Annotated in this window: 25 protein-coding genes; 17 read left to right on the plus strand and 8 right to left on the minus strand. The window is 49.2% G+C overall.

What is annotated here, in order from left to right:
* Positions 1-156: 156 nt before the first annotated feature.
* The 3 genes from NBH16_RS17055 to NBH16_RS17065 all read right to left on the minus strand — a co-directional run bounded on the left by NBH16_RS17055 (position 157) and on the right by NBH16_RS17065 (position 3,465).
* Positions 157-921, minus strand: a complete 765-nt coding sequence (locus tag NBH16_RS17055) for a TIGR03915 family putative DNA repair protein (RefSeq protein ID WP_005858438.1) — start codon at positions 919-921, stop codon at positions 157-159.
* A 26-nt stretch (positions 922-947) separates the two neighbouring features.
* Positions 948-2,207 carry a putative DNA modification/repair radical SAM protein gene (locus NBH16_RS17060; protein WP_005868650.1) on the minus strand — a complete coding sequence of 420 codons (1,260 nt, stop codon included), beginning with the start codon at positions 2,205-2,207 and terminating at the stop codon, positions 948-950.
* A 631-nt stretch (positions 2,208-2,838) separates the two neighbouring features.
* Positions 2,839-3,465 (minus strand): WG repeat-containing protein, encoded by a 627-nt coding sequence (locus NBH16_RS17065; RefSeq protein WP_224262758.1) that lies wholly within the window; start codon positions 3,463-3,465, stop codon positions 2,839-2,841.
* Positions 3,466-3,724: 259 nt separating this feature from the next.
* Here NBH16_RS17065 and NBH16_RS17070 point away from each other — a divergent pair, with 259 nt between their 5' ends.
* The 8 genes from NBH16_RS17070 to NBH16_RS17105 all read left to right on the plus strand — a co-directional run bounded on the left by NBH16_RS17070 (position 3,725) and on the right by NBH16_RS17105 (position 10,592).
* The gene (locus NBH16_RS17070; RefSeq protein ID WP_008627610.1) at positions 3,725-4,027 is read left to right on the plus strand and encodes an immunity 17 family protein; all 303 of its coding nucleotides are present in this window, start codon (positions 3,725-3,727) and stop codon (positions 4,025-4,027) included.
* A gap of 30 nt (positions 4,028-4,057) precedes the next feature.
* Positions 4,058-4,576: a hypothetical protein gene (locus NBH16_RS17075; RefSeq protein WP_008627612.1), complete on the plus strand. Its 519-nt coding sequence runs from the start codon at positions 4,058-4,060 to the stop codon at positions 4,574-4,576.
* A gap of 223 nt (positions 4,577-4,799) precedes the next feature.
* Entirely contained in the window at positions 4,800-5,645 is an 846-nt protein-coding gene (locus NBH16_RS17080; RefSeq protein ID WP_009040051.1) for a helix-turn-helix domain-containing protein, read from the plus strand.
* 147 nt (positions 5,646-5,792) lie between these two features.
* On the plus strand, positions 5,793-6,629 hold the full coding sequence (locus NBH16_RS17085; RefSeq protein WP_004327325.1) for an RteC domain-containing protein: 837 nt from the start codon (positions 5,793-5,795) through the stop codon (positions 6,627-6,629).
* 238 nt (positions 6,630-6,867) lie between these two features.
* Entirely contained in the window at positions 6,868-7,296 is a 429-nt protein-coding gene (locus tag NBH16_RS23460) for a helix-turn-helix domain-containing protein (RefSeq protein ID WP_032581435.1), read from the plus strand.
* Positions 7,259-9,358, plus strand: coding sequence for a bifunctional DNA primase/helicase (locus NBH16_RS17095; RefSeq protein WP_009040054.1), 2,100 nt, complete (start codon positions 7,259-7,261; stop codon positions 9,356-9,358). The genes NBH16_RS23460 and NBH16_RS17095 overlap by 38 nt, the downstream gene beginning before the upstream one ends.
* Entirely contained in the window at positions 9,333-9,692 is a 360-nt protein-coding gene (locus NBH16_RS17100) for a helix-turn-helix domain-containing protein (protein ID WP_004327328.1), read from the plus strand. The genes NBH16_RS17095 and NBH16_RS17100 overlap by 26 nt, the downstream gene beginning before the upstream one ends.
* A 408-nt stretch (positions 9,693-10,100) precedes the next feature.
* Positions 10,101-10,592 carry a dihydrofolate reductase family protein gene (locus tag NBH16_RS17105; protein ID WP_008627633.1) on the plus strand — a complete coding sequence of 164 codons (492 nt, stop codon included), beginning with the start codon at positions 10,101-10,103 and terminating at the stop codon, positions 10,590-10,592.
* A 248-nt stretch (positions 10,593-10,840) separates the two neighbouring features.
* Here NBH16_RS17105 and NBH16_RS17110 read toward each other — a convergent pair whose 3' ends face one another.
* From NBH16_RS17110 to NBH16_RS17130, 5 genes are all read right to left on the minus strand, one after another.
* Positions 10,841-11,224 carry a type II toxin-antitoxin system RnlB family antitoxin gene (locus tag NBH16_RS17110; protein WP_005647599.1) on the minus strand — a complete coding sequence of 128 codons (384 nt, stop codon included), beginning with the start codon at positions 11,222-11,224 and terminating at the stop codon, positions 10,841-10,843.
* Between the two features lies 1 nt (position 11,225).
* Positions 11,226-12,287, minus strand: coding sequence for a type II toxin-antitoxin system RnlA family toxin (locus tag NBH16_RS17115; protein WP_008627639.1), 1,062 nt, complete (start codon positions 12,285-12,287; stop codon positions 11,226-11,228).
* Between the two features lie 130 nt (positions 12,288-12,417).
* Positions 12,418-12,894: a hypothetical protein gene (locus tag NBH16_RS17120; RefSeq protein ID WP_009040056.1), complete on the minus strand. Its 477-nt coding sequence runs from the start codon at positions 12,892-12,894 to the stop codon at positions 12,418-12,420.
* Positions 12,891-14,993, minus strand: a complete 2,103-nt coding sequence (locus NBH16_RS17125; protein ID WP_008627642.1) for a type IA DNA topoisomerase — start codon at positions 14,991-14,993, stop codon at positions 12,891-12,893. Before NBH16_RS17125 ends, NBH16_RS17120 begins: the two co-directional genes overlap by 4 nt.
* A gap of 89 nt (positions 14,994-15,082) precedes the next feature.
* The gene (locus NBH16_RS17130) at positions 15,083-16,603 is read right to left on the minus strand and encodes a DUF4099 domain-containing protein (RefSeq protein ID WP_008627643.1); all 1,521 of its coding nucleotides are present in this window, start codon (positions 16,601-16,603) and stop codon (positions 15,083-15,085) included.
* 277 nt (positions 16,604-16,880) lie between these two features.
* Between NBH16_RS17130 and NBH16_RS17135 the strand changes: the two genes are divergently transcribed.
* The 9 genes from NBH16_RS17135 to NBH16_RS17175 all read left to right on the plus strand — a co-directional run bounded on the left by NBH16_RS17135 (position 16,881) and on the right by NBH16_RS17175 (position 23,765).
* The gene (locus tag NBH16_RS17135; protein WP_172884490.1) at positions 16,881-18,011 is read left to right on the plus strand and encodes a tyrosine-type recombinase/integrase; all 1,131 of its coding nucleotides are present in this window, start codon (positions 16,881-16,883) and stop codon (positions 18,009-18,011) included.
* 53 nt (positions 18,012-18,064) lie between these two features.
* Positions 18,065-19,147, plus strand: a complete 1,083-nt coding sequence (locus tag NBH16_RS17140) for a leucine-rich repeat domain-containing protein (protein WP_115649216.1) — start codon at positions 18,065-18,067, stop codon at positions 19,145-19,147.
* A gap of 64 nt (positions 19,148-19,211) precedes the next feature.
* Entirely contained in the window at positions 19,212-19,838 is a 627-nt protein-coding gene (locus NBH16_RS17145) for an SMI1/KNR4 family protein (RefSeq protein ID WP_032851662.1), read from the plus strand.
* 49 nt (positions 19,839-19,887) lie between these two features.
* Positions 19,888-20,469 (plus strand): SMI1/KNR4 family protein, encoded by a 582-nt coding sequence (locus NBH16_RS17150; protein WP_250788906.1) that lies wholly within the window; start codon positions 19,888-19,890, stop codon positions 20,467-20,469.
* A gap of 84 nt (positions 20,470-20,553) precedes the next feature.
* Positions 20,554-21,135 carry an SMI1/KNR4 family protein gene (locus NBH16_RS17155; protein ID WP_250788906.1) on the plus strand — a complete coding sequence of 194 codons (582 nt, stop codon included), beginning with the start codon at positions 20,554-20,556 and terminating at the stop codon, positions 21,133-21,135.
* Between the two features lie 96 nt (positions 21,136-21,231).
* A complete protein-coding gene (locus NBH16_RS17160) occupies positions 21,232-21,603 on the plus strand; it encodes a hypothetical protein (RefSeq protein WP_118430375.1) in 372 nt (123 codons plus the stop codon).
* An 82-nt stretch (positions 21,604-21,685) separates the two neighbouring features.
* Positions 21,686-22,249, plus strand: coding sequence for a hypothetical protein (locus NBH16_RS17165; protein ID WP_004295267.1), 564 nt, complete (start codon positions 21,686-21,688; stop codon positions 22,247-22,249).
* 70 nt (positions 22,250-22,319) lie between these two features.
* Complete coding sequence (locus NBH16_RS17170) at positions 22,320-22,697, plus strand: hypothetical protein (protein WP_117682415.1); 378 nt, start codon at positions 22,320-22,322, stop codon at positions 22,695-22,697.
* Between the two features lie 69 nt (positions 22,698-22,766).
* Positions 22,767-23,765 (plus strand): SMI1/KNR4 family protein, encoded by a 999-nt coding sequence (locus NBH16_RS17175; protein WP_004328534.1) that lies wholly within the window; start codon positions 22,767-22,769, stop codon positions 23,763-23,765.
* Positions 23,766-23,786: the final 21 nt, after the last annotated feature.

The following is a 23,786-nucleotide window of genomic DNA, read 5'->3' on the forward strand; positions in this document are numbered from 1 at the left end:
TGATAATAAGAATGAAGAAGATGCAATTTCTCTTCTTCGCTGTAATGCTCATGTTTTTTGCGCATAATAATTACACATTTTATTGTTATTGAATGTGTCTACCTATATCAGCATAAGACAAAAACTGTAATTGACTGATTAATAGCAATTATACTATTATCTCTTCTCCGGCATATATTTCCAAAAACGAGCCGGCATATGTTGGCGATGAAGCCGTGGGTTTAAACGCTCCTTGATAGCGATAGACTTAAAATACTCTTTCCACATACTTTGAAAAAGTTTCTCATCCTTATCCATGATATCCTCACTGAGCAATCCGGTCAATAAGTGTGAATCTTTCTCTTCGAAACGGACTTCTATCGTATCGTTAAGATCATAATAATATCCATACTCTCTTTTTAAGTCGTAAATGAGCCATTGCTGATCAGCGAAACGGTCTTGCGCATAAGGTAATACCAAAGGTAATACGTTATATATAGGTGCGATGGCAGCAAAGTAAGTTCCATCCGCCGCTTTTTGGAAACGAAAGAATTGCATCACTCGCAAGCGTTCGTTGTTTACTTTCTTCCAGATCTTGGCCGTTTCCAATATGTCCGGGTCACCAAGATTGAACTCAATCGTGGCTGGAGCGTCGATCGCTTTGCGGATATATCTGAATAACAACAGGTCTACTTCCGGTAATTCCGACAACCAAGTTACCGTCAGCCCGGAAAGAGAAGACTTGGAGATTTTCTTCTCAAGCCCTTTCCATACCCGTTCTGCTTTCCGGTCGTCCGTATAAATCCGGATCGCCTCGTCATAGAACAATGGAAATGGCTCGCCCTCGGTTACTAACAAATCCGGAAAAGTTCGACGGGAATAGGCATCGAATACAGCGGTAAGCAATCCCTCAAAAGTCTTGTCGTAAACAAATATAATCATTATCAATCCTTCTTATAAAACAGGCGTTAATCTATAAAAGGCAGTATAAGCTGCCGATCGTCTACTTTCTTTCCGCTCTTTCTCGTCAATAGTTGCCGGACGGTTTCAGGGCTGACCTCATTCACGGTCTGCGTCGGGAGTTCCCGGCAAGTAATAAAATAGCTAGCCTTTTTCATGACCACTCCTATTTTCTTCAACTGCTCTGAACCGAGATTAGCGTAACGCCGGGAAACGATTATGATCTTTGCCGATTTCACGCCAATTCCCGGAACCCGAAGAAGCATCTCGTAATCCGCTTTATTGATATCTACCGGGAAGACCTCCGGATGCCGCAGGGCCCAAGCCAACTTCGGGTCCACGTCTAGATCCAGATCCGGATATGCGTCATTGACAATCTCATCTACCTTGAATTGATAAAAACGCAATAACCAATCCGCTTGATATAAACGATTCTCACGGACCAGCGGAGGCGTGGTAAGTGCCGGAAGACGGTTATCATACGCATTTACCGGAATGAATCCCGAATAGTAAACACGCTTCATCGTAGGTCTCTGATATAAGGCCGATGATAGACGAAGTATGTCCTTGTCGGTATCCGCCGTAGCGCCAACGATCATCTGCGTGCTTTGCCCGGCGGGAGCGAATCGTGGGGCATACCGGAAACGCTTGCGTTCCTCGGCGCTTTGTAATACGCCTTGTTGGATATAACGCATAGGGGCAAATACGCTTTTAAAATCCTTTTCCGGAGCTAGAGTCCGCAAGCTCGCCTCATTCGGGATCTCTATATTCACGCTTAAACGATCGGCGTAAAGCCCAGCCTCATTTACCAATTCTTGGCTGGCTCCGGGGATACTCTTCATATGTATGTATCCATTGAAGTGATGTACGAGGCGCAAATCCTTGATGGCTCTCACCAACCGTTCCATCGTATAATCTGGGTTTCGAACCACGCCGGAGCTTAAAAACAATCCTTCAATGTAATTACGTCGGTAAAACTCGATCGTGAGATTCACCAACTCGGTAACGGAAAGCGTAGCTCTCGGTAAATCATTACTTCGCCGGTTGATGCAGTAGGCGCAATCATACATACAATAATTCGTCAGCATGATCTTTAAAAGCGAGATACACCGTCCGTCCTCAGCGAAACTATGGCAAATACCCCATCCCGCGGCACTTCCTATAGCCCCGCTCTTATGCGAACGGGAGGTTCCGCTGGAAGCGCAGGATACGTCATATTTTGCCGACTCGGCCAAGATTTTCAATTTCTCGAGCACTTTTTCGTCCATAATTTCACCGATATGTTTCGTACAAAGATAATGATCTCATGGGAAAAAGCCTCCATTTATAACTTCCTCATTATTTTTTTTGAGAAAAACAATCGTTTTTTTGTAATCGGTTGGTAGATAAGACTTAAAGAGTAGAAAGTTCGGTAGCCGGTAGCGATTTGGTAGCTGTGCGGGTTTCGCTGCATTGCTTCGCTCTGCTCTTGGAACTGATGCAAATATAGGAATTTTGACCGAAAAAGGGAAATGTTTCGGGGATTTTTTATTTTTCGGGATTACCGGATTACAGGAAAAGCATAAAATCAGGAGGCGGTGCAAAAAACGAGGTTGCACCCGTGGTTTTACTCGAAGTGTAAAATGTTGATTTTCAGTGTGTATTTCTGTGGTGCAAGGTGCAGCTATATTTATATATATAGCTGCACCTTGCACCAGCCACACAGGGCTGTTTTGCGGCTTGCACCGATATTCTTTTAAGTTTCTGTAAATGAGTTGGTTTTGAGTTTTGGTGTTTGTTTCGGGGGAAAGGTGGGATGAACGGGATGTTCCGATAGGGCTTGGCGGCTTCGTGTTTGCCCTGCAAGGGCTTGGCAGGTGGGGTGGCTGGAATGTCGGGCTTAGGGCAGTCTTGGGGCTTTTATTCAATCCTTTGCCCTTTGCGGTCGATGTAATACCAATCATCGCTTTCCCAATAGTGGTATTCCCCATCCGAACCGGGAGCTTCTTCCAGTTCTCCCGTGTCGGTTACTTTCGCCTTCCCGTTCTCGAAAGGAAAGCCAAAAGCGAAGCGTGGTTCTACGAGGGTATTGCCATGCTCGTCCGCATATCCGATACGCCCTTTTTCATCGACGATGCGGTAAACGCCTTCCTGCACGGGGTCGTTGCCGTTGTCATACCGGTACGGGACATAGAGGCTTGCGGGATGGCTGTTGCCGGAGGATATGGCCGTGCAGCGGTCATGATAAAGGGTGAACAGCCGTATTTCAAGCAGGATGGCAAGGACTGCAAGCACCGTGCAGACAAGGAAACGGAGGCGATAGCGTTGCCGTACCGATACATGGAACGCCCCGTAATAGTCGTGCATCATGCGGTAACGCTCCTCGGTATAGATGCGCATATTCCTCCAGAGCAATACGGGGAACGGCAGTATCAGCGGGAAAAGCGTAAGGCGGTCGTCTGTTTCGTAAAGGAAGCGGACAGCCGGAGTGCCCAAGAACTGTAAAGCGATGGCGACAGGAAACAGGAGGCAGGCGAACTGGACCACACTGATGACCGCAAAACTACGATCCGGGAAGCCGTGCCGACAACTGCGCCACGCCCAATAAAAGAGGTGGTCGAAGAATCCGGGGAGCTTCGGCCGACTGGTTCTTTTATGTGGGGAGGCTTTCTTCATACGTTGCGGCTATATAGGTGCAAATAAAACGTATTTCTTCCAAACGGAAAAGATTTTTGCGGTGAAACTTTTTGAGTGATTGGACTTTTCACTATTTTTGCTTTGATGTATAACGGTTCGTCCGTAAGGTATGAATTTGGCTTTTTCTGTTATTGCTATGGAATGGTTCGATAAGATAAGCGAGTTTATGGAGGGTCTGCCGGAGTGGTTGCAGGCGCATCCGAGGTACGGCTACCTGATCGTGGCGGGAATCCTGCTGCTGTGGCTTGTGGGGATTGTCTGCGGATGGCGGTGGACGTACTCCCGTCCGGGAAGTTGGGAAGGGAATTTCTGGCTGGGTACGCTGGGTGAAAGGAGTTACCGTTTCTGGCTGGGGCTGATCGTTGCCGCCGCAACGGGATGCGCCCTGTTGCTGTTCTTCGTAACGGGATAAGCAAGCGGAAAACAAGGAAAGGAGGAAGCTATGTTCAAGGAACCGGCATACTGGATGTATTACTTCTGGAGCAAGAACAAACGTGCAAGGAAAGACAAGGCGGTTATCTCCAATGCCACGTGGACGATGGCAATCCTGTGGCTTCTTAACCTGATGGCTCTCCATCTTTTGTTCGAGGCATGGGGATGGGATATGCTGACGGGCTGGTTCTCTTCCCTGACGGACAAGGTGGAATGGAGCAGGTTCAACCCGGTTGCCTATCTGTTCGCCGCAGCGACGCTCGCTCCTTTTATCTGGATTGCCAGAAAGCTGTATTACCGTCCTGCGAAGCTGAAAGCGATGCAGGCGAAGTACGAGACAGTGGGCGAATACCGGAAATTGCTCGGTCAATGCCTGTTCTGGCTGTATGTTATCGGCAGTTTTGCATCGTTCTTCATTATAGCCGAACAAAAGAACCATTCCAAGGAGCAACCACTGATCGAAAGGTTGCAGGAGATACGGGACGGCAAATATCCCGTTGAAAAGACGCACTCACCAACCGGCGAATGACTTTCTTCCGGCTCCCCCTGCTTACTGTCATGCCGTTCTGCGGGTGGAACCGGTACAGCCTTTCTGTTTTTTCACGACTGAATATCCGAACCTATGGAGCAAAATCCGAATCTGTAATTCAAGGAAATATCGTGACCGATACGGGGTGTCGGCAGGACATCTATTGCAAACAATTTGTAATTTCGTGTAAGATTTGTATTATTTAATATCGTGTTGAAACAAAATGAAACAGAATCTTACACTAATTCTAATGAATGAAGCCGTCCGGGAGGGATGGCGGGAATGGATGGAAAAGGTACGCAGGGTATTGCCGCAAACGGATGCGGAGCGTCCGGTGACATGGATTGCGGCGGAACGGCTCGCACGGGAGAACGGACGGATGGTGCGGCTGGTGGAGCTGCTGCGGGAACACTGCCCCGTACTTTCGTGCCGGGTAAAGGAGGAAGCCGGGCTGCTGATACTGGTCGCCTATCACCGCCACGGAAGCTCGTCAGACTTCCTGCTGGAAACGGCGGAGGCGTATTTCCGGGAGAAGGACTGCAGAGGATTCCTGTTCCTCTGCCGGATGCAGGCAAGCATCAACGCCTACGACGAATACCCGCACCTGAACGTGCTCTGCAACCGTCTGGCGGGACTGCTGTTCCGCTTCCGCCGTGAACGGGCGTCCGAGTACCGCAAGGGCATACCGCCGATGTTCGGCAAGGCGGACTTGCAGGAGGTGGAAAAGTACCTGCCGCACCTGCGGGGCTGCTCGTTCCGGGAAGAAATCGCACTGGCTCTGCCCAAGGTGAAGAACGTGGAGGAACTGGCACGGGAATGCGCCATGTCGGTCAATACGCTGGGACGGCGTTTCAAGGAGGAGCTGAACACCACTCCGCACCGCTGGCTGACGGAACAGCGGAAAGCGCACGTAACCTCCCTGCTGGCGGACACGGACATGCCCCTTCAAGAGATTGCCGACGTGTGCGGCTTCGCCACTCCGAGCTACCTGTGGGACTTCTGCAAGAAGCACCTGAAGGCTACTCCTGCCGAAATCCGTGAAATCGCCCGGTGCGCCCGTACAGTTTAGCCTCCCTTTTCCAGCCCTGCCGTGAAAAACCGACCGTCCGGGGTCGATTGGCGGACAATCCGAATCCGGCGGTGAGGATTCAGAACGTCCGTTTCCCTGCCGTCCGCTAACTTTGCGCCCTTATAAACAACATGAAACAAGATTTATATGGAAGAATATTTTAACGGGCTGCTGAAGGAGGTGGATCAGCGCATGGCGACCACAGCCCCCGGCATGGACGGCAAGGAGGTGATAGGCGTCTGCCGTGAGATGGTCTCGTACCTGAAAGGCAAGAACCGGGAACTGAAGGAGTACGCCCTCGCCCATCCGTTCGCCGGGGACGCGAAGGAGATCCTCTACTTCAAGTATTACAAACCCGCCCTGACGGGCAGGCTGCTGTACTATTACCGGGTGTACCAGATAGAGAGCGGCTGCCCCGCCTGCCTGCGTGTCGCCGAACCGTACTACCGCAAGGCGATGGAGCGTGCCGAGCGGATGATGGAACGCTACCTGCCCTTTTACCAGTATTATCACAGCGGGGCGACGTACCGGGACAGCTACTATTTCCTGCGGGCGAAGGGCGAGCTAAGCCCCGAGAGCGGCAGCTTCGTGCTGGACGAGGAGGCGGAGTTCTCCACGGGCTACGACATACTGGCGGCACGGCTGATCTCGGTGGAGATGCTGCTGGTACACTTGAGCCGCCGGATGGAGCGTGCGGCGCAGGGGACGGAGACGGAAGCCGTGCCGGAGAAGGAACACCGCTGGACGAACACGAAGGTTGCCGCCATACTGCTCGTCTATGGCATACACGTGACGGGAAGCGTGGACGAGGGCAACGCCGAGATCGGCGAGCTGGCTGCGCTGTTCGAGAAGCATTTCCACGTGGATCTGGGCAACGTGTACCACGCTTTCGGCAGGCTGCGGGGGCAACAGAACCCGACGGCGTTCTTGGACGAGATGAAGGAGAGGCTGCTGAAAAAGATGCGGGACATGGATAGCCGGTAGCAAGTTGGCAACGGGGCGGCAGAGACGGCAGGACACGGGAAGGGAGCGTCCGAAGGGCTGGAAAGAGCCTTCCGGACGCTCTTTTTTACCCCGTCTCGGTCCTTTTTACCGCCCGGAACGGCGGCAAGGGCGAAAATGCGCCCCGAAAAAAAATCTTTGCCAAGGTGCTGGTATAGTGGCAGGAAAAACCGGCGAATCGGGCGACATTTGCGGCAGAAACCTAAAAATGAGTACGACAATGGAAATAATGACCATCGAGAGCAACGCCTACCGCCTGCTCGTGGAGAAGATCGAGAAGATAACCGCCTACGTGGAGGAATCCCGGAACCGGGAGGAAACGGAGCGCAAACGGAAAGAGGAAGCGGAAAGCCCTGTGACCAAGGGACGGAAAGCCGACCCGAAGTGGATGACGCACAAGGAGGTGTGCGAGGCGCTGGACATCAGCCACCGCACCCTGCAACGCTACCGCCAGAAGAACATCGTCCCCTATTCGATGATCGGGCGGCAGATACGCTATCCCCGGCAGGCTGTCGAGAGCCTGCGTGAGCGGTGGATGGTGGAGACGCCCGCCGCCAAGATCGACCGGATGATAGCGGAACATCCCCTGCATAACCGAAAAAACGGAAGCTATGGTAAGAAAGGAAGAAGTGCTGGCAAGAACCAGTAACGGGCTGGACGTGTTCCGCCACTACCTGCCCGTGAAGTGGCGGGTGGGCAGGAACTTCCTGAACCCGCTGTACGCCGACAGCAAGGCTTCGTGCAACGTGTATTACGACCGCCGGAGCGGTACGTACCGGATGAAGGACTTCGGCAACGGGGACTATTCGGGAGACTGCTTCTTCCTCGTGGCGAAGCTGAAAGGGCTGGACTGCCGGAACGCCGCCGACTTCGTGGAGGTGCTGCACACCATCGACCGGGAGCTGTGCCTCGGACTGGACGGGGACAGCCCGACCGACGGGACGGTGGGAACCGGGGGCTGTCGGAGATTGCGGCTCGTGCCGGGCGCAAGGGGCGGCGGTGCCGGGGAAGCCGGAACGGACACGGAAGAGGCGGCTGTGTCCGCCGACCGTCCCGAACCGAAGCCCTACCGGGCGGCGGAGAAGCCCTTCACCGAGGGGGAGCTTGTCTACTGGGGCGCATCGGGCATCACCGTGGAGGTGCTGCGCCGCTACGGGACGGTATCGCTCGCCGAGTACCGGGGCGAGACGAGGGAGGGCAAGGCGTTCGGCTTCAGTTCCACCCCGGCGGAACCGATGTTCGGGTACAGGGGGAAATGGGGCGTGAAGGTCTATCGCCCGATGTCGGAGGTGCGCTTCGTCTATGGCGGGCACACGGGCGACAACTACTGCTTCGGGCTGGAGCAACTGCCCTCGAAGGGCGACCTGCTCTTCCTCACGGGCGGCGAGAAGGACGTGCTGACGCTGGCGGCGCACGGCTTCCACGCCATCTGCTTCAACTCGGAGACCTCGGTCATCCCGGCGAAGACCGTGCGCAAGCTGGTCTATCGCTTCAAGCACATCGTGCTGCTGTACGACACGGACAAGACGGGGCTGGAATGCTCGGAGAAGCACCGTGCGCAACTGGCGGAGTACGGGGTGAAACGGCTGGTGCTGCCATTGTCGGGGACGAAGGCGGAGAAGGACGTGACGGACTACTTCAAAGCCGGGCACACGAGGGAGGAGCTGATGGGGCTGTTCCTGAAACTGCTCGACACGCTGTACGGGGACACGCTGGCGATGCTGAAATCGTGCGAGATCGACTATGACCACCCGCCCGAACAGGCGGTCGCCATCGTTACCGCCGGGGACGTGCCGTTAGGCTCGGAAGAGAACATCCTCTGCATCACGGGCGGTGAAGGGACGGGCAAGAGCAACTACACCGCCGCACTGGTCGCCGGGGCGATCATGGAACGGGAGACGGACGCCGATCTCTTGGGGGTGCGGGTGGAACCGAACCGCAAGGGGCGTGCGGTGCTGCTCTACGACACGGAACAGAGCGAGCAACAGCTCCACAAGAACACGGGGCGGCTGCTGCGCCGTGCCGGGCGTGAGCGGATGCCGGAGTATCTGCACGTGTACTGCCTGACGGGGATGTCGAGAAGCGAGCGGTTGACCGCCATCGTGCAGAGCATGGACCGGTACTACTACCTGCACGGGGGCATCCATCTGGTCGTCATCGACGGGGTGGCGGACCTGATCCGCTGCGCCAACGACGAGGCGGAGAGCGTGGCGCTGATTGACGAGATCTACCGGCTGGCGGGAATCTACCGCACGTGTATCGCCGCCGTGGTGCATTTCGTGCCGAACGGACTGAAGCTGCGGGGACACCTCGGCAGCGAGCTGCAACGCAAGTCCGCCGCCATCCTCTCCATCGAGAAGGACGAGAACCCGGAGGTGTCGGTGGTGAAGGCGTTGAAGGTCAGGGACGGCAGCCCGCTGGACATTCCGCTGATGCAGTTCAGATGGGACAAGCAAGCCGGGATGCCCGTCTATGTGGGCGAGAAGCCGAGGGCGGAGAAAGAGAAGCGCAAGGAGAAGGAGCTGGCGGAGATGGCACGGGAGGCGTTCGCCCGGCAGGAGAAGTACGGCTACATCGAACTGTGCGAGCTGATACAGGAGATGCTGGAAGTGAAGGAACGGACGGCGAAAGGCTACATCCGCTATATGCGGGAAAAGGAAATCATCGAAAAGGAGGGCGACTGCTATGTACACGGACAGGGAAGAGTTTGAGGGCTGGATGGAGCGCATCATGGAACGCTTCGACCGGACGGAGAAATTGCTGGAAAGGGTGCTGAAGAAGAACAACACGCTCGACGGCGAGGAGGTGCTGGACAACCAAGACCTGTGCCTGCTGCTGAAGGTGGGCATCCGCACGCTGCAACGCTACCGTGCCATCGGGGTGTTGCCGTACTTCACCATCAGCGGCAAGGTGTTCTACCGCACGAAGGACGTGCACGAGTTCATCCGCACCCGTTTCGCCGACGTGGAGGAACGGGCTGCGAAACGCAAGGAGAAGGAAGCCCGGAAAGAGGAAAGGCGCAGGAAAAGGGGGTTGTTCCCGTGAAAATGACATTTTTCTGACGGTGCTTTTGGTGGATGAAGCCCTGCCGGATCGTGAGATTAGGCGGGGCTATTGTTTTGTTATTCGGGAAGTTTCGCTATCTTTGCTCCACGAAGACAGAAGGCGATGCTTTCGGGCACGCCCGCTGTCGTGACATAGAAGATTCATGCCCGGCTTGGAAACAGGCAGGGATTGATATACATATTGTACGTTCGCTGAACGTCTTGGAATAGAAAACTGGTAATTTTTGACAAACAGGACGGATGGTGTAATGCACATGCTGTATGCTTATACGGCGTGCGCTTACCTATTCTGTTTGTCGGGTATACCAGTGCCTCTATTCCGGAATAGCGTGAGTTCACGCCGTTCTTTTGGGTGCGAGGCGGACATAATCCTTAAAAACACATTGATATGAAACAGATTACCTTGCACGTGTACCAATCCATTGACGGTTGTCCGGTCAGATCGGACAAGTATTTCGATGCGGCGGTGGACGCCTCCGGCTGCGTGCTGATCGACGAGGAAACCTACCTGCGCATTTACCTGAACCATCTGGGCTGGCCGCTCACGGCAAAAGAAACTTTGGTCGTGACGGACGGCTGTATTGATTTGACGGAGAAGGAACGGGTGCGGTTTGTTACAGGGGATGCGGCAGCGGAACTGCGGGGAATAAAAGCGGACGGCGAAGGTACGGTAACGGCTTACGGAGCGGAAACCGGGGCTTTGCTCTTGGATAACGGGCTGGCGGACGAAATCGTGGTGATAACCGTGCCGGTACTGGTCGGCGGCGGTGAGAAGGCACTGGAGTGCGGGCTGAATGACGACAGGACGTGGGTCGTGCGGTCGAGCAAGGTATTGGAGGACGGGAAAATCCGGACGGTGTACGGAAGGGTATGCCCATGAAATGCAAAAAGCCACTGAAAAGTGGCTTGGGTCATTCAGGAAAGGATGACGGGTTATAAAAAAACGACCCGCCGATTTGAGCATTATCAAGAGGCTTGGCGGGTTCTATTGGTGCAAAGATAAGGTAAATTCTTTGAAAGACAAAAGAATATTAAATTTAGGTAATACCGTTGCCTAAATTTGAGGTACAAAATAACAAAGGTGCATCAATGATGCACCTTTGTTGTATAATATGTAACTGACAAACATTACAATGCCGTTGGCAATGACTGAGTGTCAATAATTCTCTTTTTATAAAAGATTTTTTGGAAAGAAGACAATACACTACTGTCAATCCATTTAGAATGTGAAGCAAAAAAAGTATCGGCAACCTTGATATATTCTTTGGGTGCCTCACATTTTCTTAATGAATTGGAAATTAACATCATCCCTTTAAGTTTAGACTTAAAGAATCTATTTTTTAATCCATTGCGGTACAGAAAATCAAAATAGACCTCTGCATCGGCAATGTTGAGATTTGCCAATTCAGTCTGAAGCTCTTTCCAGTAGTAGTTCGTCATTTCTGACGATAAAATAACCACTAACAAGCTCCGTCCTTGCAAGGGGATTATTTGAAATTCTTTATTTTCCATTTTACCAATTATTACATATATTATTAATAATAACAAGGCAGTCCTTAATAATGTTTACGGCTTCATCGTATTCAAGGGTTCTACTTGTTTCCACATTAAAACTGTCCACATGGAATGTCGAGTGCCTATGTTGATTGAAGAATGAATATCCTTGTTCCAAAGCCTGCTTCAAATGTAGATTGTTGTCATACGTTCCGATACCACTTTTAAAGCAATACGCCCCACTATTATTTTTCTGAAAATATGTCCCGTATTCGTCAAAATCAGGCGCATCTTCCAAAAGACGAGTGCGCAATACCGCATCTAACGCTTTCAAAATGCCAAAAGTATAACATCCATAATCATCCACCTTAACCGCAGAGTTAGCCAAATTGATTGAAGTATTGATAAAGTTTTCTATCACACTTCCATCAATATGCTCTCTGTTTCCAATATACTTGCTAAGATCGTTGTCTAATGCATAGCCAGCACGTGCTTGGATAGCAAACACTTCTTCTATAGCTTCGGAAGGAATGGAAGATATAGCTTGCAACACTTCGGTTATAAATTCCACATAAAATGATGTGATACATCCTTGTACCATTAATGTTCCGTTATTATAAAAGATAACAGAAACCTTAGCATCGTATTTCCCTTTCAGATGATATTGGTTCCGGATGTTCGGACTCTTATCCGTGTTTACTTCGGAAACAACAACATTATTATATTCTTTTACCGCTGAAATCAATGTATCAAAATCATCGCTCCTTACACCTTTCAATTTGAAGCATTTTTGATCCATATCCGGTATCGCAGTCTGTTCCACAATATACTCCCAACAATCCTTGCAAATTCCATTCAAAGTTCCATTTTTGCCTTGTATATTATGAGAAACTTGTCCACCAGTAATAAAACAATTTAATGTGCTTTTTTCCTGATTTTTTATATTGATAATCTCTATCTGCTTTTGCTTTCCTTGGTTACATTCCTTTATGTGAAGCGTATAAGCAGGGCGGGCAGCAATAAATTCTTTTGCTACTTCATCTATTTTCTCAATAGCCAGAGAGTATTTTTTAGTCGCCATTACATTCAAATTGGTCTGCAAAGTTATACATTTTATTTATATTACAATGTAGATCAGTATATTATTAACTATATTATTAATTTACAAGAGAACTACATGGTTGTTTTTTAACAATTGTGCTTAAAAGCCTTTACGGGTACAAGACCTTGAAATCCCGTGGGCTGCCGCCGTCTGTCAAGCCGTCCTGCCGGAGCCGCCGGAGGGTCTCGGCTGCCGATCCGCTGCCGAAGTTGCGGACACAGTACAGGCGGGAGAAGCGGAAGCGGTGGAGGTGGACGAGCAGGTGCTCCACGGTGAAGACGCCCAACTCCCGGCACGCCCGGACGATGCGCTGCGACAAGCCGAAGGTGTCGAGCGGGGTATCGAGCAGGCGGCGGAGCCTGCCCGGTCTGCCGGGCTTGCCCCGCTGTTGCGCCACGTCTTCGTAGATGGTGGCGACCCGGTTGCGGCTGAACAGGGCGGCAAGGGATGCGCCGTCGATCATCAGGATGCCGTCGAAACGGGCGTAGGCGATGTGGTTGCCGTTCATCCAGAGGGTGATGCGCAGCTCGTCCGTGCCGCAGAGCCGGGCGGCTTCCGCCACGGTGATCCAACCGATGCCGTTCATCGCCTGCGCTCCTTTCCTTTGGGCTTGTCCGTGCGGGGCGGGAACCCGTACACGGTGCGGAAGTCCTTGTCGAAGGTGAGGTACGCATCGAAGGGCTTGCCGTCCCTGCTCCTGAAGCCTTTGATAAGGGATGTTTTGCCTTTGGTCACGAGGTCGGCAATCTGGCTGTCGGTGAGCTGCTTCTCCCCCTTGTTGCGGAAGACGGTAAGCCCACAATCGACGTTGCTGCACTTGGCGACCTTCGGGTAAAGGAGGATGCGACCGGAACGGCACTTGGGACACGGGATATGTCCGCCGTCCGCCACCGATACCTGCACTTGCAGGAGTTCTTCGGTAATCTGGGCGGCATAGACCTCGATGCCCTTGCGGAAGGTGTCGGGATTCATCTCCCCGCTCTCGATCTTGGCGAGGGCGGTCTCCCACTGCCCGGTCATCTCGACATCGGCGATGCGCTTGTCCTTCACTATCTGGTACACGGCAAGCCCCTTGCCGGTCGGTACGAGGCTCTTCTTCTCCCGGCGCACGTAGTCCCGGGCAAAGAGGGTCTCGATGATGGAGGCACGGGTGGCGGGCGTGCCGATGCCGTTCCCTTTCAGGCTGTCCCGCAGCTCGTCGTCTCGCAACTCCCTGCCGCAATGCTCCATCGCCGAAAGGAGGCTGCTCTCGGTGTGCAGGGGACGGGGCTTGGTCTGTTTCTCCACGCACTCCGCCGATTGCAGGGGGAAAGCCTCGCCGGGCTGCAAGGGCGGCAAAGCGGCTGTACCCTCGTCGTCCTCGTCCCGCTCGCCACGCACGGCACGCCATCCGGCAGACCTGACGACCGTTCCCTTGGCGGTGAACACGCTGTTTCCCGCCGTGAAGGAGACGGTGGTAACATCCTTGAGGCAACGGGCGGAGAAGGCTTCGAGCAGGCGGGCGGCTACCATGTCGTACACCGTGCGCTCGTCGGCGGACAGCTCGCCGGGCAGACACTCGGTGATGATGAGCGCATGGTGGTCGGTAACTTTCCCCGCATCCACGCTGCGGCGGTTGAGCGAAGCCCCTTTCAGGGCGGCGGCATGGGCGGCGAAAGCCGGGTACCGCTTCAGCAGTGCGATGCGGTCGGGTATCTCGTCGAACACATCGTCCGAGAGGTAGCGGGAGCCGGTACGGGGATAGCTCAACACCTTCTTCTCGTAAAGCGACTGGGCGACGGAGAGGGTCTTGTCCGCCGAGAAGCCGTACCTGCCGTTCGCCTCTTTCTGCAAGGCGGTCAGATCGTAGAGCAAGGGAGGCTCTTGGCTCACTTCCCTGCGCTGCACGTCGGCAACCTGCACCGTCCCCGTTGCGGTAACAGCGGCGAGGGCGGCGTTTGCCGCCGGAAGGGTTTCGTAACGCAATTCAGAGATGGCGGCGAAGGGCGTGCCGTCCTTTTCCGCCGTAACCTTCAGCCGGAAATAGGTCTGCGGGGTGAAATCCCTGTTCTCCAGATAACGGGAGCAAATCATCATCAAGGTGGGCGTCTGCACCCGTCCGAGGGAGTAGATGCCCTGCCCGGCGGCGATGGAAAGCGCTTGAGTCGCATTCAATCCAATCTCCCAGTCGGCGATGGCACGGGCTTCGGCGGCACGGTAGAGGTTGTCGTAGTCGCTGCCGGGTCTGAGGTTGTCCAGCCCTTCCCGGATGGCACGGTCGGTCAGCGAGGAGATCCAGAGGCGCAGGCAGGGTTTGCGGCAGCCAAGGTAATTGTAGATGTACCGATGAATGGCTTCGCCCTCACGCCCGGCGTCGGTCGCCACGACGATACGGTCGGAACGGTCGAAAACCTCCCTGATGACCTTCAACTGTTTGAGCACGCCGGGGTCGGGCTTGTACTCCTTGCCCTCCCGTATCTGGCGGGGGATGTACTTGAACTCCTGCGGCAGAATGGGCAGGTTCTCACGCCGGAAGCCCGTGTAGCCGTATGCTTCGGGCATGGCGAGCTGGACGAGATGGCCGAACGCCCAGGTAACGAGGTAGCCGTTACCTGAGAGGTAGCCATCGTGCCGCTCCCGGACATTCAACACGTTTGCTATATCCTTCGCTACGGAAGGCTTTTCAGCGATGACTGCTGTAATCATATTTCTTTAAAATTTAACGGTTTGACAAAAGTTATCCCGCCGCTCGGACGGGATAACCGGGTAATTCATTTACAGAATGGCGGGGGAAATCATCGACGGACACCCCGGCTGCGCTTGGGCTTGTCGGGCTGTTCCTGCTTCTGTGCCTGTTTCCGGTCCTCTTTCTGCTCCTGCCTGCGCTCCTGCTGCTGTTTCTGCTCCCCGGTGGGTCGCTGCTGTGCGGATTGCAGGGCTTCTTTCAGGTTGCGGGTCGCCTCGACGGTCTTGCCCTCGGAATTGACCGCCACCTGCACCTCGTTCTCCACGGCGGGCTTGACACGCCCCTCTTCGAGCGCCGCCTTGTAGTCCTTGGGGAACATGAAGGCGGGCTTCTCGCCGGGCTTCCATGTGATGTAGCCTTGGTAGGCTTTTCCTTTCTTGTCCACCAAGCCGGAGACCTTGACCGTTCCCCCGGCTTCGAGTTCGAGGCGGGACTTCTCGGTAAGCTCCTGCTTGCGGAAGGTCTTCGGTACCTCCTGATTGGCGGTCTGTTTCAGGTTCGCCTTGTACGCATCCATCGCCAGCCTGCCCCGGTCGCCGAAGAGAAATTCGAGCTGCATCTTGGCTGCGCTGAACTGCACGGGTGCCGGGTAGAGCTTGGGCTGCTCCCCCTCCTTGGCTCTGGAAAGGAACTGGCAGACCACCGCCTCGCCCTGTTTGAGCCGGGCTATCTCGTCCGGGGTGAAGGTATGCCCGTTCTTCTCCGCCGGGATATTGACCTTGGAGAGCGGGAAGGCGACCAGCTCGTTGGTCTTGAGGTTGCGGCTGACAAGGGCTTCGACCTGCTCGCCCGCCCGGTTGGTGACAGTCGCCGGATGCCCCATGTTGCCCGTCTGCCGGAGCACCTGCTTGTCGGAGTCGGTGATGTCGTAGCCGAAGAACTGCTTCTGCATCTTCTCCGGGTCGAGGATGCCGTGGCTGCACACGGTCAGCCTGCCGTCCGTGCCGGGCTTGAGCGAGAGCTGGCTGTCGTTGCTGTGCGAGATGCCGTCGAAGTGGAAATGCACCCGGACGGTCTTGTCGGTCTGGAAGCCCCGGAGCATCTGGTCGAGCATCCCGTTGCCCTCGATCTGCTCCCGCTGCACGCCGAGGGCGGCGAGGCTGTTCCAGTCGATGTCCTCCGGGCGGTACTTGTACTGCGGGTTCTGTTCGGTCTGCCCGGCGGACTGCTGCGGCGCACCCTCCGGCTGTTGCTGCTGCCCGGCTTGGGTCTGCTGCTGCGCCTGCACGGGCGGCTGCACCTCGTACTGCGCAACGAGCGGCTCGCCCGTCTTGACGGACTGGCTCTCCCGTTGCCGGAAATCGGCGGCTACCCGCTGCACCTCCTCTTCCGGCACACGGAAGAAGTGGAAGCGGGTCGGGTCTTTCAACTGGTTCCAGAGGTTGGAAAAGAAATTCGAAAACATATCGCCGTGGCGATCCACCCGCAGGAGGTCGTTGTTGTCCTCCAGCGGGTTCTTGGTCTGTAACTCGCCGTCCTTTACTCCGCTGACGGCTTGGAGCGTGCCTTTCTCGTCCATGACGAGCAGGATGTCCATCAACTGCTGGCTGCTGTCCGGTCGTTCGTCCATAATCTAATGTTTTTAAATGGTGAATACTATTGGTTCTCAAGTGAAACCGGGCGTAAATATAGAGGGAGAAACACGGGGAACGTGCAAGTCCGGGGCGGGCTGTCCGCACTTGTCGTCCGGTTCGCAGGTTTGTCGCAGCCCTTTCCTGTGAAAAATACAAAAAAATCATGCCCCACACGCATTTTTCTCCTCCGGAAAACGGCGATAATTCGTTGTTTTCTCTATATTTGTAAAATATGGGTAATGAGGGACACGGTCTGTCATTGCCACCCATGCGATGCGTATGAAAGTTTATCAGAGCAAACCGAGAATAACGCTTTCACCTGCCATCCGTGACGGGCAGAAATACGTGGAAGTGGAGTTCGACGAGGACGATGCCATCCGGCTGTCGCTGTCGAAAGAGAAGGGCGTGCGGTTCGAGGGGGACAGAGCCTACCTGCCGGAAGAAGGCTTCGACCTGTCCGGCTTTTTCGACCGCCATGTGGAAACGGCGTATATCAATTACTCCGCCCTGAAAAACACCTTGCCCAAGAAGAGCGGGAAAACCAGCCCCGCCATCCCGCCCGGCTATGCCGAGACGCTGCGGCAACTGCGGTACAGCGAGCATACCGTCCGTGCGTACACTGTCTATTTCAGGGAGTTCCAGCAATACTTTGCGGGAAGAAACCTTCGCTACATCCGACCGGAAGAAATCAACGCCTACATCGTACACCTGATTGACACACGGAGGATCTCGTCGTGCCAACAGAACTTGCGCATCAACTCGATCAAGTTTTATTTCGAGAAGGTGCTGGGACAGGAACGGAAATGTTACGAGGTAAAGCGAGCCAAACGGGAACGGACGCTGCCCGACGTGCTGAGCAAGGAGGAGATAAAATCCATCCTTGACGCAACCGGTCCGGACATCCGGCTGTTCTGCATGTTCTCGTTGCTCTACTCCGCCGGGTTGAGAATCAGCGAGCTGCTGGACTTGAAGCCCCACGACATCAACGTGAGCCGTTCGCTGATACGGGTACGGCAGGGCAAAGGGAGGAAAGACCGCTACACGCTGCTGTCGAAGCCCCTTGTCAGGAAGCTGACCGAGTACGCCAAGCTGTACAAGCCGCAGGAATGGCTGTTCGAGCGGTACAAGGGCGAGCCGTTCACGGAGAGCATCGTGTCGAAGAAGCTGAAAGAGGCGGCGAAGGAAGCCGGAATCACCAAGCGGGTGTACCCCCACCTGTTGCGACACTCGTTCGCCACGCATCTGATCGAGCAAGGCACGGACTTGAAAATCGTAAAAGAGCTGTTGGGGCACAACCAACTGAAAACGACGGAAATGTACGTGCATATAGCCGACACTTTCAAGAGCAGCATCCGCACTCCATTGGATGATATTCTTGAAGGTGATAATGAGATAGTTAAATAAGAAAATAACAGCGAAAACCGCTGATAATTACATGTTACCCACGTAGTAAAGATATGTTTAGAACACAAATTGAAATATTTACTCCTCGCAGTTTTGGAAGAATTCCAAGACATCCCGAAGATGGTTACATGGCTGAAGATGTAACTGAATCCATAATTCATCAAATAAGCGAGGAAAAACTTATCAAGAGAGTTCAAATAAGCGATTATATTCCTAATACTGTTCTCGAAAAATTGAATCGCTTATTTATATTACGTCCTGATATTTCTTTTCGTGTATATGGAGGGGCTGACAAAAAATTTGGATATGGAGATGATTTCAATGGTTGGAATCTGGATTTCCTGCGATTTGTTCCTGATGTACAAAATATCGTAATAGGCGATTTTGAATATAAGAATACTGGCTTATCTATTCTTTCAAGTTTGTCAAATCTAAAATCATTGACATTAGATATTTATGATTTAAGGGGTTTTTCTTTTGTCAATACTTTGCCAAGCCAGTTGGAACATTTACATATAGATGCGGATTTGAAGAGTGGAAAGCCTGTGTTTGATTGCCAATGGCTTTTGCGCTTGAAAAATCTCCAATCCTTATTCCTTGGGAAATTAGATAAGAATCTTGAAGCTATCGTAGGTTTAAGTCAGTTGAGAAAGTTAGAATTAAGAGCTGTCAAAAATAAGGATTTGTCTTTCTTAAAACAAATGCTTATCAAGGACTTGTCTATTCTGTGGTGTGACAGTTCAAAAATAGACTTGACTGTTTTGAGTGATTTTAGAACTTTGCGCCAACTGAAACTTTTTAGAATATCCAAATTGGATGATATTTCATTCGTCAGTACACTCACAGGACTTGAAAAACTCGAATTGATTTGGTTAGCTAATATTACTAAGATACCCAACTTAGCCAATCTAAACAACTTAGCTGAAGTCTGTATTGATACGTTAAATAAGTTGGTTGATATTACAAGCCTTGTAAATGCTCCAAAATTGAGAAAAGTAAAGATGTTAAGCGTTAAAAGTATGACAAAAGAATCTGTATATGCAGTGTTGGATAATCTGAATGTGGAAGAATTACTCTGTTTTGGAGGAAAAGCAGAAATAAGCGATATACATATAAATCGAAAAAATAAAGAATAAATACGTGGGTAACAAGCGGATAAATCTCTCCGGAAAATTGATTATCCACCGGACATTAGTGATTATGAATCAAAAAAAGGAAATATTAGAAAAATTGGCTTTCATAAGACGCCATAAAGAATTTGCATCTTTTGGAGTAAAGGAACAAGAGGTATCTTATAATCCTTGTCTATCTGAAGAAGATATTAAGGAGTTTGAGCATAAACATTGTATAACTCTTCCTGATGATTACAGAACTTTTATTTCTGAAATAGGAAATGGAGGTTTTGGACCGGGATATGGATTATTGCCTCTTGATAAAGCTATTGTTGATTTCAAATTAAGAGACAAACCTAATATTTCCTTGAATGAAAAATTCCCATATCAAGATAGTTGGAATGAAGAATGGATAACCTCCTTTAATTGGAACGAGGGATACCCGGAAACGGAAATTGTTAATGCGTATATTAGTACCGCACATATTGCAGGCTGTCTGCAAATAAGTCATTTCGGACATGGATGTACATTTCTATTGGTGGTGAATGGAAATGAAAAAGGACATATTTGGTTTGATGGACGAGCTGATTATAGTGGACTTGTACCGAAATTAAAAGATGGGCAAAGAATATCATTTATAGAATGGTATGTAACCTTTCTTGATATGGAAATTGAGAACATAAATGAATCACTAACAAACAGCACTACCGCTTAAAGCAGAACGCTGACAAACATTAGTCGCTTGAAAAATAAAAAGAAAAAATATGAGTGCATTTACAGAAATAATGGAATACATTCAGACTTTTGAAAAGTATGGATGTAAAGAATATGAAAACGGGACAAAAGAATACGGTCATGCACCTTTCATTGCTCCTGAAGCATATAATTTTTGCGTCTTTGCTACGCTAAATGAAGATGATATTGTTGAGTTAGAACGAGATTTGAAAAGAGAAATTCCGTCTCAATTCCGCTCGTTTCTAATGACAGATACAAATGGATTACATCTTTTCCACCATTTCAGTTTATATGGAATGAGAAAATCTTACAACCGAGATTTAAATGCAACTCCGGAGCCTTTTGGCTTACTTGAGCCGAACATTTACGAAAAACCTAAAAATGCAAAAGACACTTATTTTTTCATAGGCGGATATAGATATGATGGTTCGAAGCTCTATATAGACTCTGAAGATGGAAAAGTTCATTTCTGTAAACGTAGAGATGCTTCATCTCTTTTAGCTTGGGATTCATTTGAGGATATGCTTTTATCTGAATCCAAAAGAATATTTACTCTTTATGATGATAGAGGTAGAATGCTTGTGCCAAGCGAAAAAACACTACCGATATAGAATTAAGCGACTAACAAACAGCACTACCGCTTAAAGCGGAACGCTGTCAAACCATTAGTCGCTTGAAAAATAAAAAGAAAAAATATGAGTGCATTTACAGAAATAATGGAATACATTCAGACTTTTGAAAAGTATGGATGTAAAGAATATGAAAACGGGACAAAAGAATACGGTCATGCACCTTTCATTGCTCCTGAAGCATATAATTTTTGCGTCTTTGCTACGCTAAATGAAGATGATATTGTTGAGTTAGAACGAGATTTGAAAAGAGAAATTCCGTCTCAATTCCGCTCGTTTCTAATGACAGATACAAATGGATTACATCTTTTCCACCATTTCAGTTTATATGGAATGAGAAAATCTTACAACCGAGATTTAAATGCAACTCCGGAGCCTTTTGGCTTACTTGAGCCGAACATTTACGAAAAACCTAAAAATGCAAAAGACACTTATTTTTTCATAGGCGGATATAGATATGATGGTTCGAAGCTCTATATAGACTCTGAAGATGGAAAAGTTCATTTCTGTAAACGTAGAGATGCTTCATCTCTTTTAGCTTGGGATTCATTTGAGGATATGCTTTTATCTGAATCCAAAAGAATATTTACTCTTTATGATGATAGAGGTAGAATGCTTGTGCCAAGCGAAAAAACACTACCGATATAGAATTAAGCGACTAACAAACAGCACTACCGCTTAAAGCGGAACGCTGTCAAACCATTATCGGCTCAATAAAATGTTCAATTTTTAATTGGAAGAAAAATGAATACTAAAACAAATGATTTAAAAGAAGTTATCAAAAGATGGATTGTCAATATTGATAAAACAGAAGAATTGCCTTCTGATATTGTGGCTTTGAGCTTTAATCTTTATGAACCTTATGGCTTAGAAATGGTCGGTTCTACTTGGTTTGATGAAAAGGATGAAGATTGGGCATGTGATGAAAGTTTTGAACCAACTCAAAGAAGTTGTCCTAATTTTGAAATTTCAGACAAACTAAAATGGGAAGAAGTGTTAGAAATAGTTGTAGCTATTCTTAAAGACTTACTCAATGAACTTGCTGACTTAAATATTTTTAGAGTAGAACATATCGCAGTTGGATTTGTAGATGGTGATTTGATTATCATTAAATAATCAATATGCCGATAACACGCACCGCAATCGCCTAAACGGTGATTAGCTGCCGGACATTATAATAAATAAAAATCAAAGCATTATGGCAAAATATGAGTTGGGGGCAATTTATAAAATTAATGGTCGAAGTGGTGAATTGTATTATGTAAGACTTTTGACAAACGACTGTTATGGCGTTTTTTCATCATTAGAAGGCGAGCTGAATGAAGAGACATTTGCTCAAACCCATTATCGTCTCTATTTTAGCTGTAACTCTTTTCCTATAAAACGAGGTATATGGGAAAAAGTCGTATCATCTCCAAACTGTACAGATATTGCACGGTGGCAACGCCCTCAATATTTAGCTAATTTTGCTAATTTCAACATGAAATTATTTCTTGATCAATGTAGAGTTTTTCATGAAGATGGGAACCTTTATCAATGTGAAAGTAAAGAGGAGTTTATTAGATTAGTAAAATCCGGTAAGATTTTATTTTGTTTTAATACTTATGAAATTATACCAGACTTTCTAATGAGGTATTACAAGGATTTCCCCAATAGCTATATTGTAAATAAAGATTTTATCCATAGTGGAACTTTGGAATACCAAAAAGAACAAACAAATGTATTAAAAGAATTAGGCTTTGATATTGGAAACTTATTATAACAAGCGGCTGAACATTCCTATAAAGGTTAGTTAGCCACCAAACATTAGCAGTCAATAAAAAAAGGAAGAAATGGAAAACGAAGAAGTATTAAATCAATTTGGAAAAATGTATATAGAGAGTGTGAGAGATAATAGTTTACACACTCTTGATAATATCCTTAATGGAGGTGCAAAAGCTTCATCAATAAAAAAATTGAATGAGGAACTAAAAAGTCTATCTCTTACTACCGATACCATAAAACTAATTCAGAGGATTGCGACACGGATGGTTGATGCAACTTTGCATAATACACTTTTCCTCTTTGAGCAAGAACTTGATGGCTGGCAAATTTCAAATCCAGACGAAGAGATAGATTCGATAACCAATATTTCTGATGGCTTGTCAGGCGAACTATATTCGTCAAACGGATGGATTAAGAAATATAGTCGTTATGAAGATTGTGAATGAGACTGCTAACAAACAGCAAACCGACTGAATAAGCGGAACGCTGCCGGACATTATCTGCCCATAAAAAGAATGAATATGAAAATAGAATTAGAAAATTGTCAAAAAAGTCTTACTCTCAAAGATTTTGAAGAAGTTGAGAGCAAGTTGGGTCATGTTTTGCCGGAAAGACTGAAAGAGTTCTATTTACAATATAATGGAGGAGAACCTAAACAGCAAACCATCTCCATAAACAAATATTACGAAGTGGAAATTAGAATTTTCCAACCGTTCAAATATAATAAGAGTTTTAAGAATGCTCTTTTTCATACTGTTGAAGGAGAAACCTTGGAGCATCGTAGTTCTAATTCGATTTCTGACAATATTCTGCTATTTGCCAGTGGACATAACAATTTGAGAAATATTGGTGTAATTGCAATCAATATAAAAAACAGAGCTGTATATTTTTATAAAATTATTGGTTTTGTAAAAAATAGCGATGCATTTATTTTTGATGAACCTCAATTGATAGCGGATTCAATAGATGATTTTTTCAATAATCTCGTTGCTTTCCCAAAAATCGAAGAGGAACAACAAACGGAGATTATAGAAATAGAAGGTGTAATGCCTGAACTTTCGGACTGTTCGGCTTCGCTAACAAAAGAAGATATAAAGAATTTTGAGGTTGAGTTGAATGTAAAGATTCCGGCAGGCATGAAGAACTTTTACCTCAAGTTCAACGGTGGTATGCCATCACCATATTGTTTTCAACCGCAGGACGAGGATTTGGATTGGGTGGAGATAAATGCGTTCTTTCCGATAAAGGAACGCACCAATGCTTTTGAAACAATTGAAGTCATAGCCAAAGACATGTGGAGCAGAAATCTAATGCCAAGCAACCTGTTGCCTTTTGCTATGGATTCGGGTGGAAACTATTATGCGTTGAACTTGAAGAATAAAAAGATTTACTATTACTTGACTGACGAGTGGGACGAAAACGCTTCAAGAGAATACAACTTTGAAACAAATACTCGTTACATCGCCCAGTCATTCAATTACTTTATAAATCATTTTATCGAAGAAGAGGAATAAAGCGGGCAGATAACAAGCGGA

The sequence above is a fragment of the Parabacteroides sp. Y3-G-102 genome (genome assembly GCF_023656845.1).
Classification (GTDB): Bacteria; Bacteroidota; Bacteroidia; order Bacteroidales; family Tannerellaceae; genus Parabacteroides; species Parabacteroides distasonis.

Bases quoted from the DNA above. Each gene is read 5' to 3' on its own strand.
- NBH16_RS17170 (WP_117682415.1), top strand. From the start codon at position 22,320: ATGGAAAACGAAGAAGTATTAAATCAATTTGGAAAAATGTATATAGAG.
- NBH16_RS17120 (WP_009040056.1), bottom strand. From the start codon at position 12,894: ATGAACGGCATCGGTTGGATCACCGTGGCGGAAGCCGCCCGGCTCTGC.
- NBH16_RS17075 (WP_008627612.1), top strand. From the start codon at position 4,058: ATGTTCAAGGAACCGGCATACTGGATGTATTACTTCTGGAGCAAGAAC.
- NBH16_RS17145 (WP_032851662.1), top strand. From the start codon at position 19,212: ATGAATCAAAAAAAGGAAATATTAGAAAAATTGGCTTTCATAAGACGC.
- NBH16_RS17070 (WP_008627610.1), top strand. From the start codon at position 3,725: ATGAATTTGGCTTTTTCTGTTATTGCTATGGAATGGTTCGATAAGATA.
- NBH16_RS17175 (WP_004328534.1), top strand. From the start codon at position 22,767: ATGAATATGAAAATAGAATTAGAAAATTGTCAAAAAAGTCTTACTCTC.
- NBH16_RS17140 (WP_115649216.1), top strand. From the start codon at position 18,065: ATGTTTAGAACACAAATTGAAATATTTACTCCTCGCAGTTTTGGAAGA.
- NBH16_RS17110 (WP_005647599.1), bottom strand. From the start codon at position 11,224: ATGGAAAATAAAGAATTTCAAATAATCCCCTTGCAAGGACGGAGCTTG.
- NBH16_RS23460 (WP_032581435.1), top strand. From the start codon at position 6,868: ATGGAAATAATGACCATCGAGAGCAACGCCTACCGCCTGCTCGTGGAG.
- NBH16_RS17160 (WP_118430375.1), top strand. From the start codon at position 21,232: ATGAATACTAAAACAAATGATTTAAAAGAAGTTATCAAAAGATGGATT.
- NBH16_RS17060 (WP_005868650.1), bottom strand. From the start codon at position 2,207: ATGGACGAAAAAGTGCTCGAGAAATTGAAAATCTTGGCCGAGTCGGCA.
- NBH16_RS17095 (WP_009040054.1), top strand. From the start codon at position 7,259: ATGGTAAGAAAGGAAGAAGTGCTGGCAAGAACCAGTAACGGGCTGGAC.
- NBH16_RS17135 (WP_172884490.1), top strand. From the start codon at position 16,881: ATGCGTATGAAAGTTTATCAGAGCAAACCGAGAATAACGCTTTCACCT.
- NBH16_RS17100 (WP_004327328.1), top strand. From the start codon at position 9,333: ATGTACACGGACAGGGAAGAGTTTGAGGGCTGGATGGAGCGCATCATG.
- NBH16_RS17085 (WP_004327325.1), top strand. From the start codon at position 5,793: ATGGAAGAATATTTTAACGGGCTGCTGAAGGAGGTGGATCAGCGCATG.
- NBH16_RS17055 (WP_005858438.1), bottom strand. From the start codon at position 921: ATGATTATATTTGTTTACGACAAGACTTTTGAGGGATTGCTTACCGCT.
- NBH16_RS17115 (WP_008627639.1), bottom strand. From the start codon at position 12,287: ATGGCGACTAAAAAATACTCTCTGGCTATTGAGAAAATAGATGAAGTA.
- NBH16_RS17130 (WP_008627643.1), bottom strand. From the start codon at position 16,603: ATGGACGAACGACCGGACAGCAGCCAGCAGTTGATGGACATCCTGCTC.
- NBH16_RS17150 (WP_250788906.1), top strand. From the start codon at position 19,888: ATGAGTGCATTTACAGAAATAATGGAATACATTCAGACTTTTGAAAAG.
- NBH16_RS17080 (WP_009040051.1), top strand. From the start codon at position 4,800: ATGAAACAGAATCTTACACTAATTCTAATGAATGAAGCCGTCCGGGAG.
- NBH16_RS17155 (WP_250788906.1), top strand. From the start codon at position 20,554: ATGAGTGCATTTACAGAAATAATGGAATACATTCAGACTTTTGAAAAG.
- NBH16_RS17105 (WP_008627633.1), top strand. From the start codon at position 10,101: ATGAAACAGATTACCTTGCACGTGTACCAATCCATTGACGGTTGTCCG.
- NBH16_RS17125 (WP_008627642.1), bottom strand. From the start codon at position 14,993: ATGATTACAGCAGTCATCGCTGAAAAGCCTTCCGTAGCGAAGGATATA.
- NBH16_RS17165 (WP_004295267.1), top strand. From the start codon at position 21,686: ATGGCAAAATATGAGTTGGGGGCAATTTATAAAATTAATGGTCGAAGT.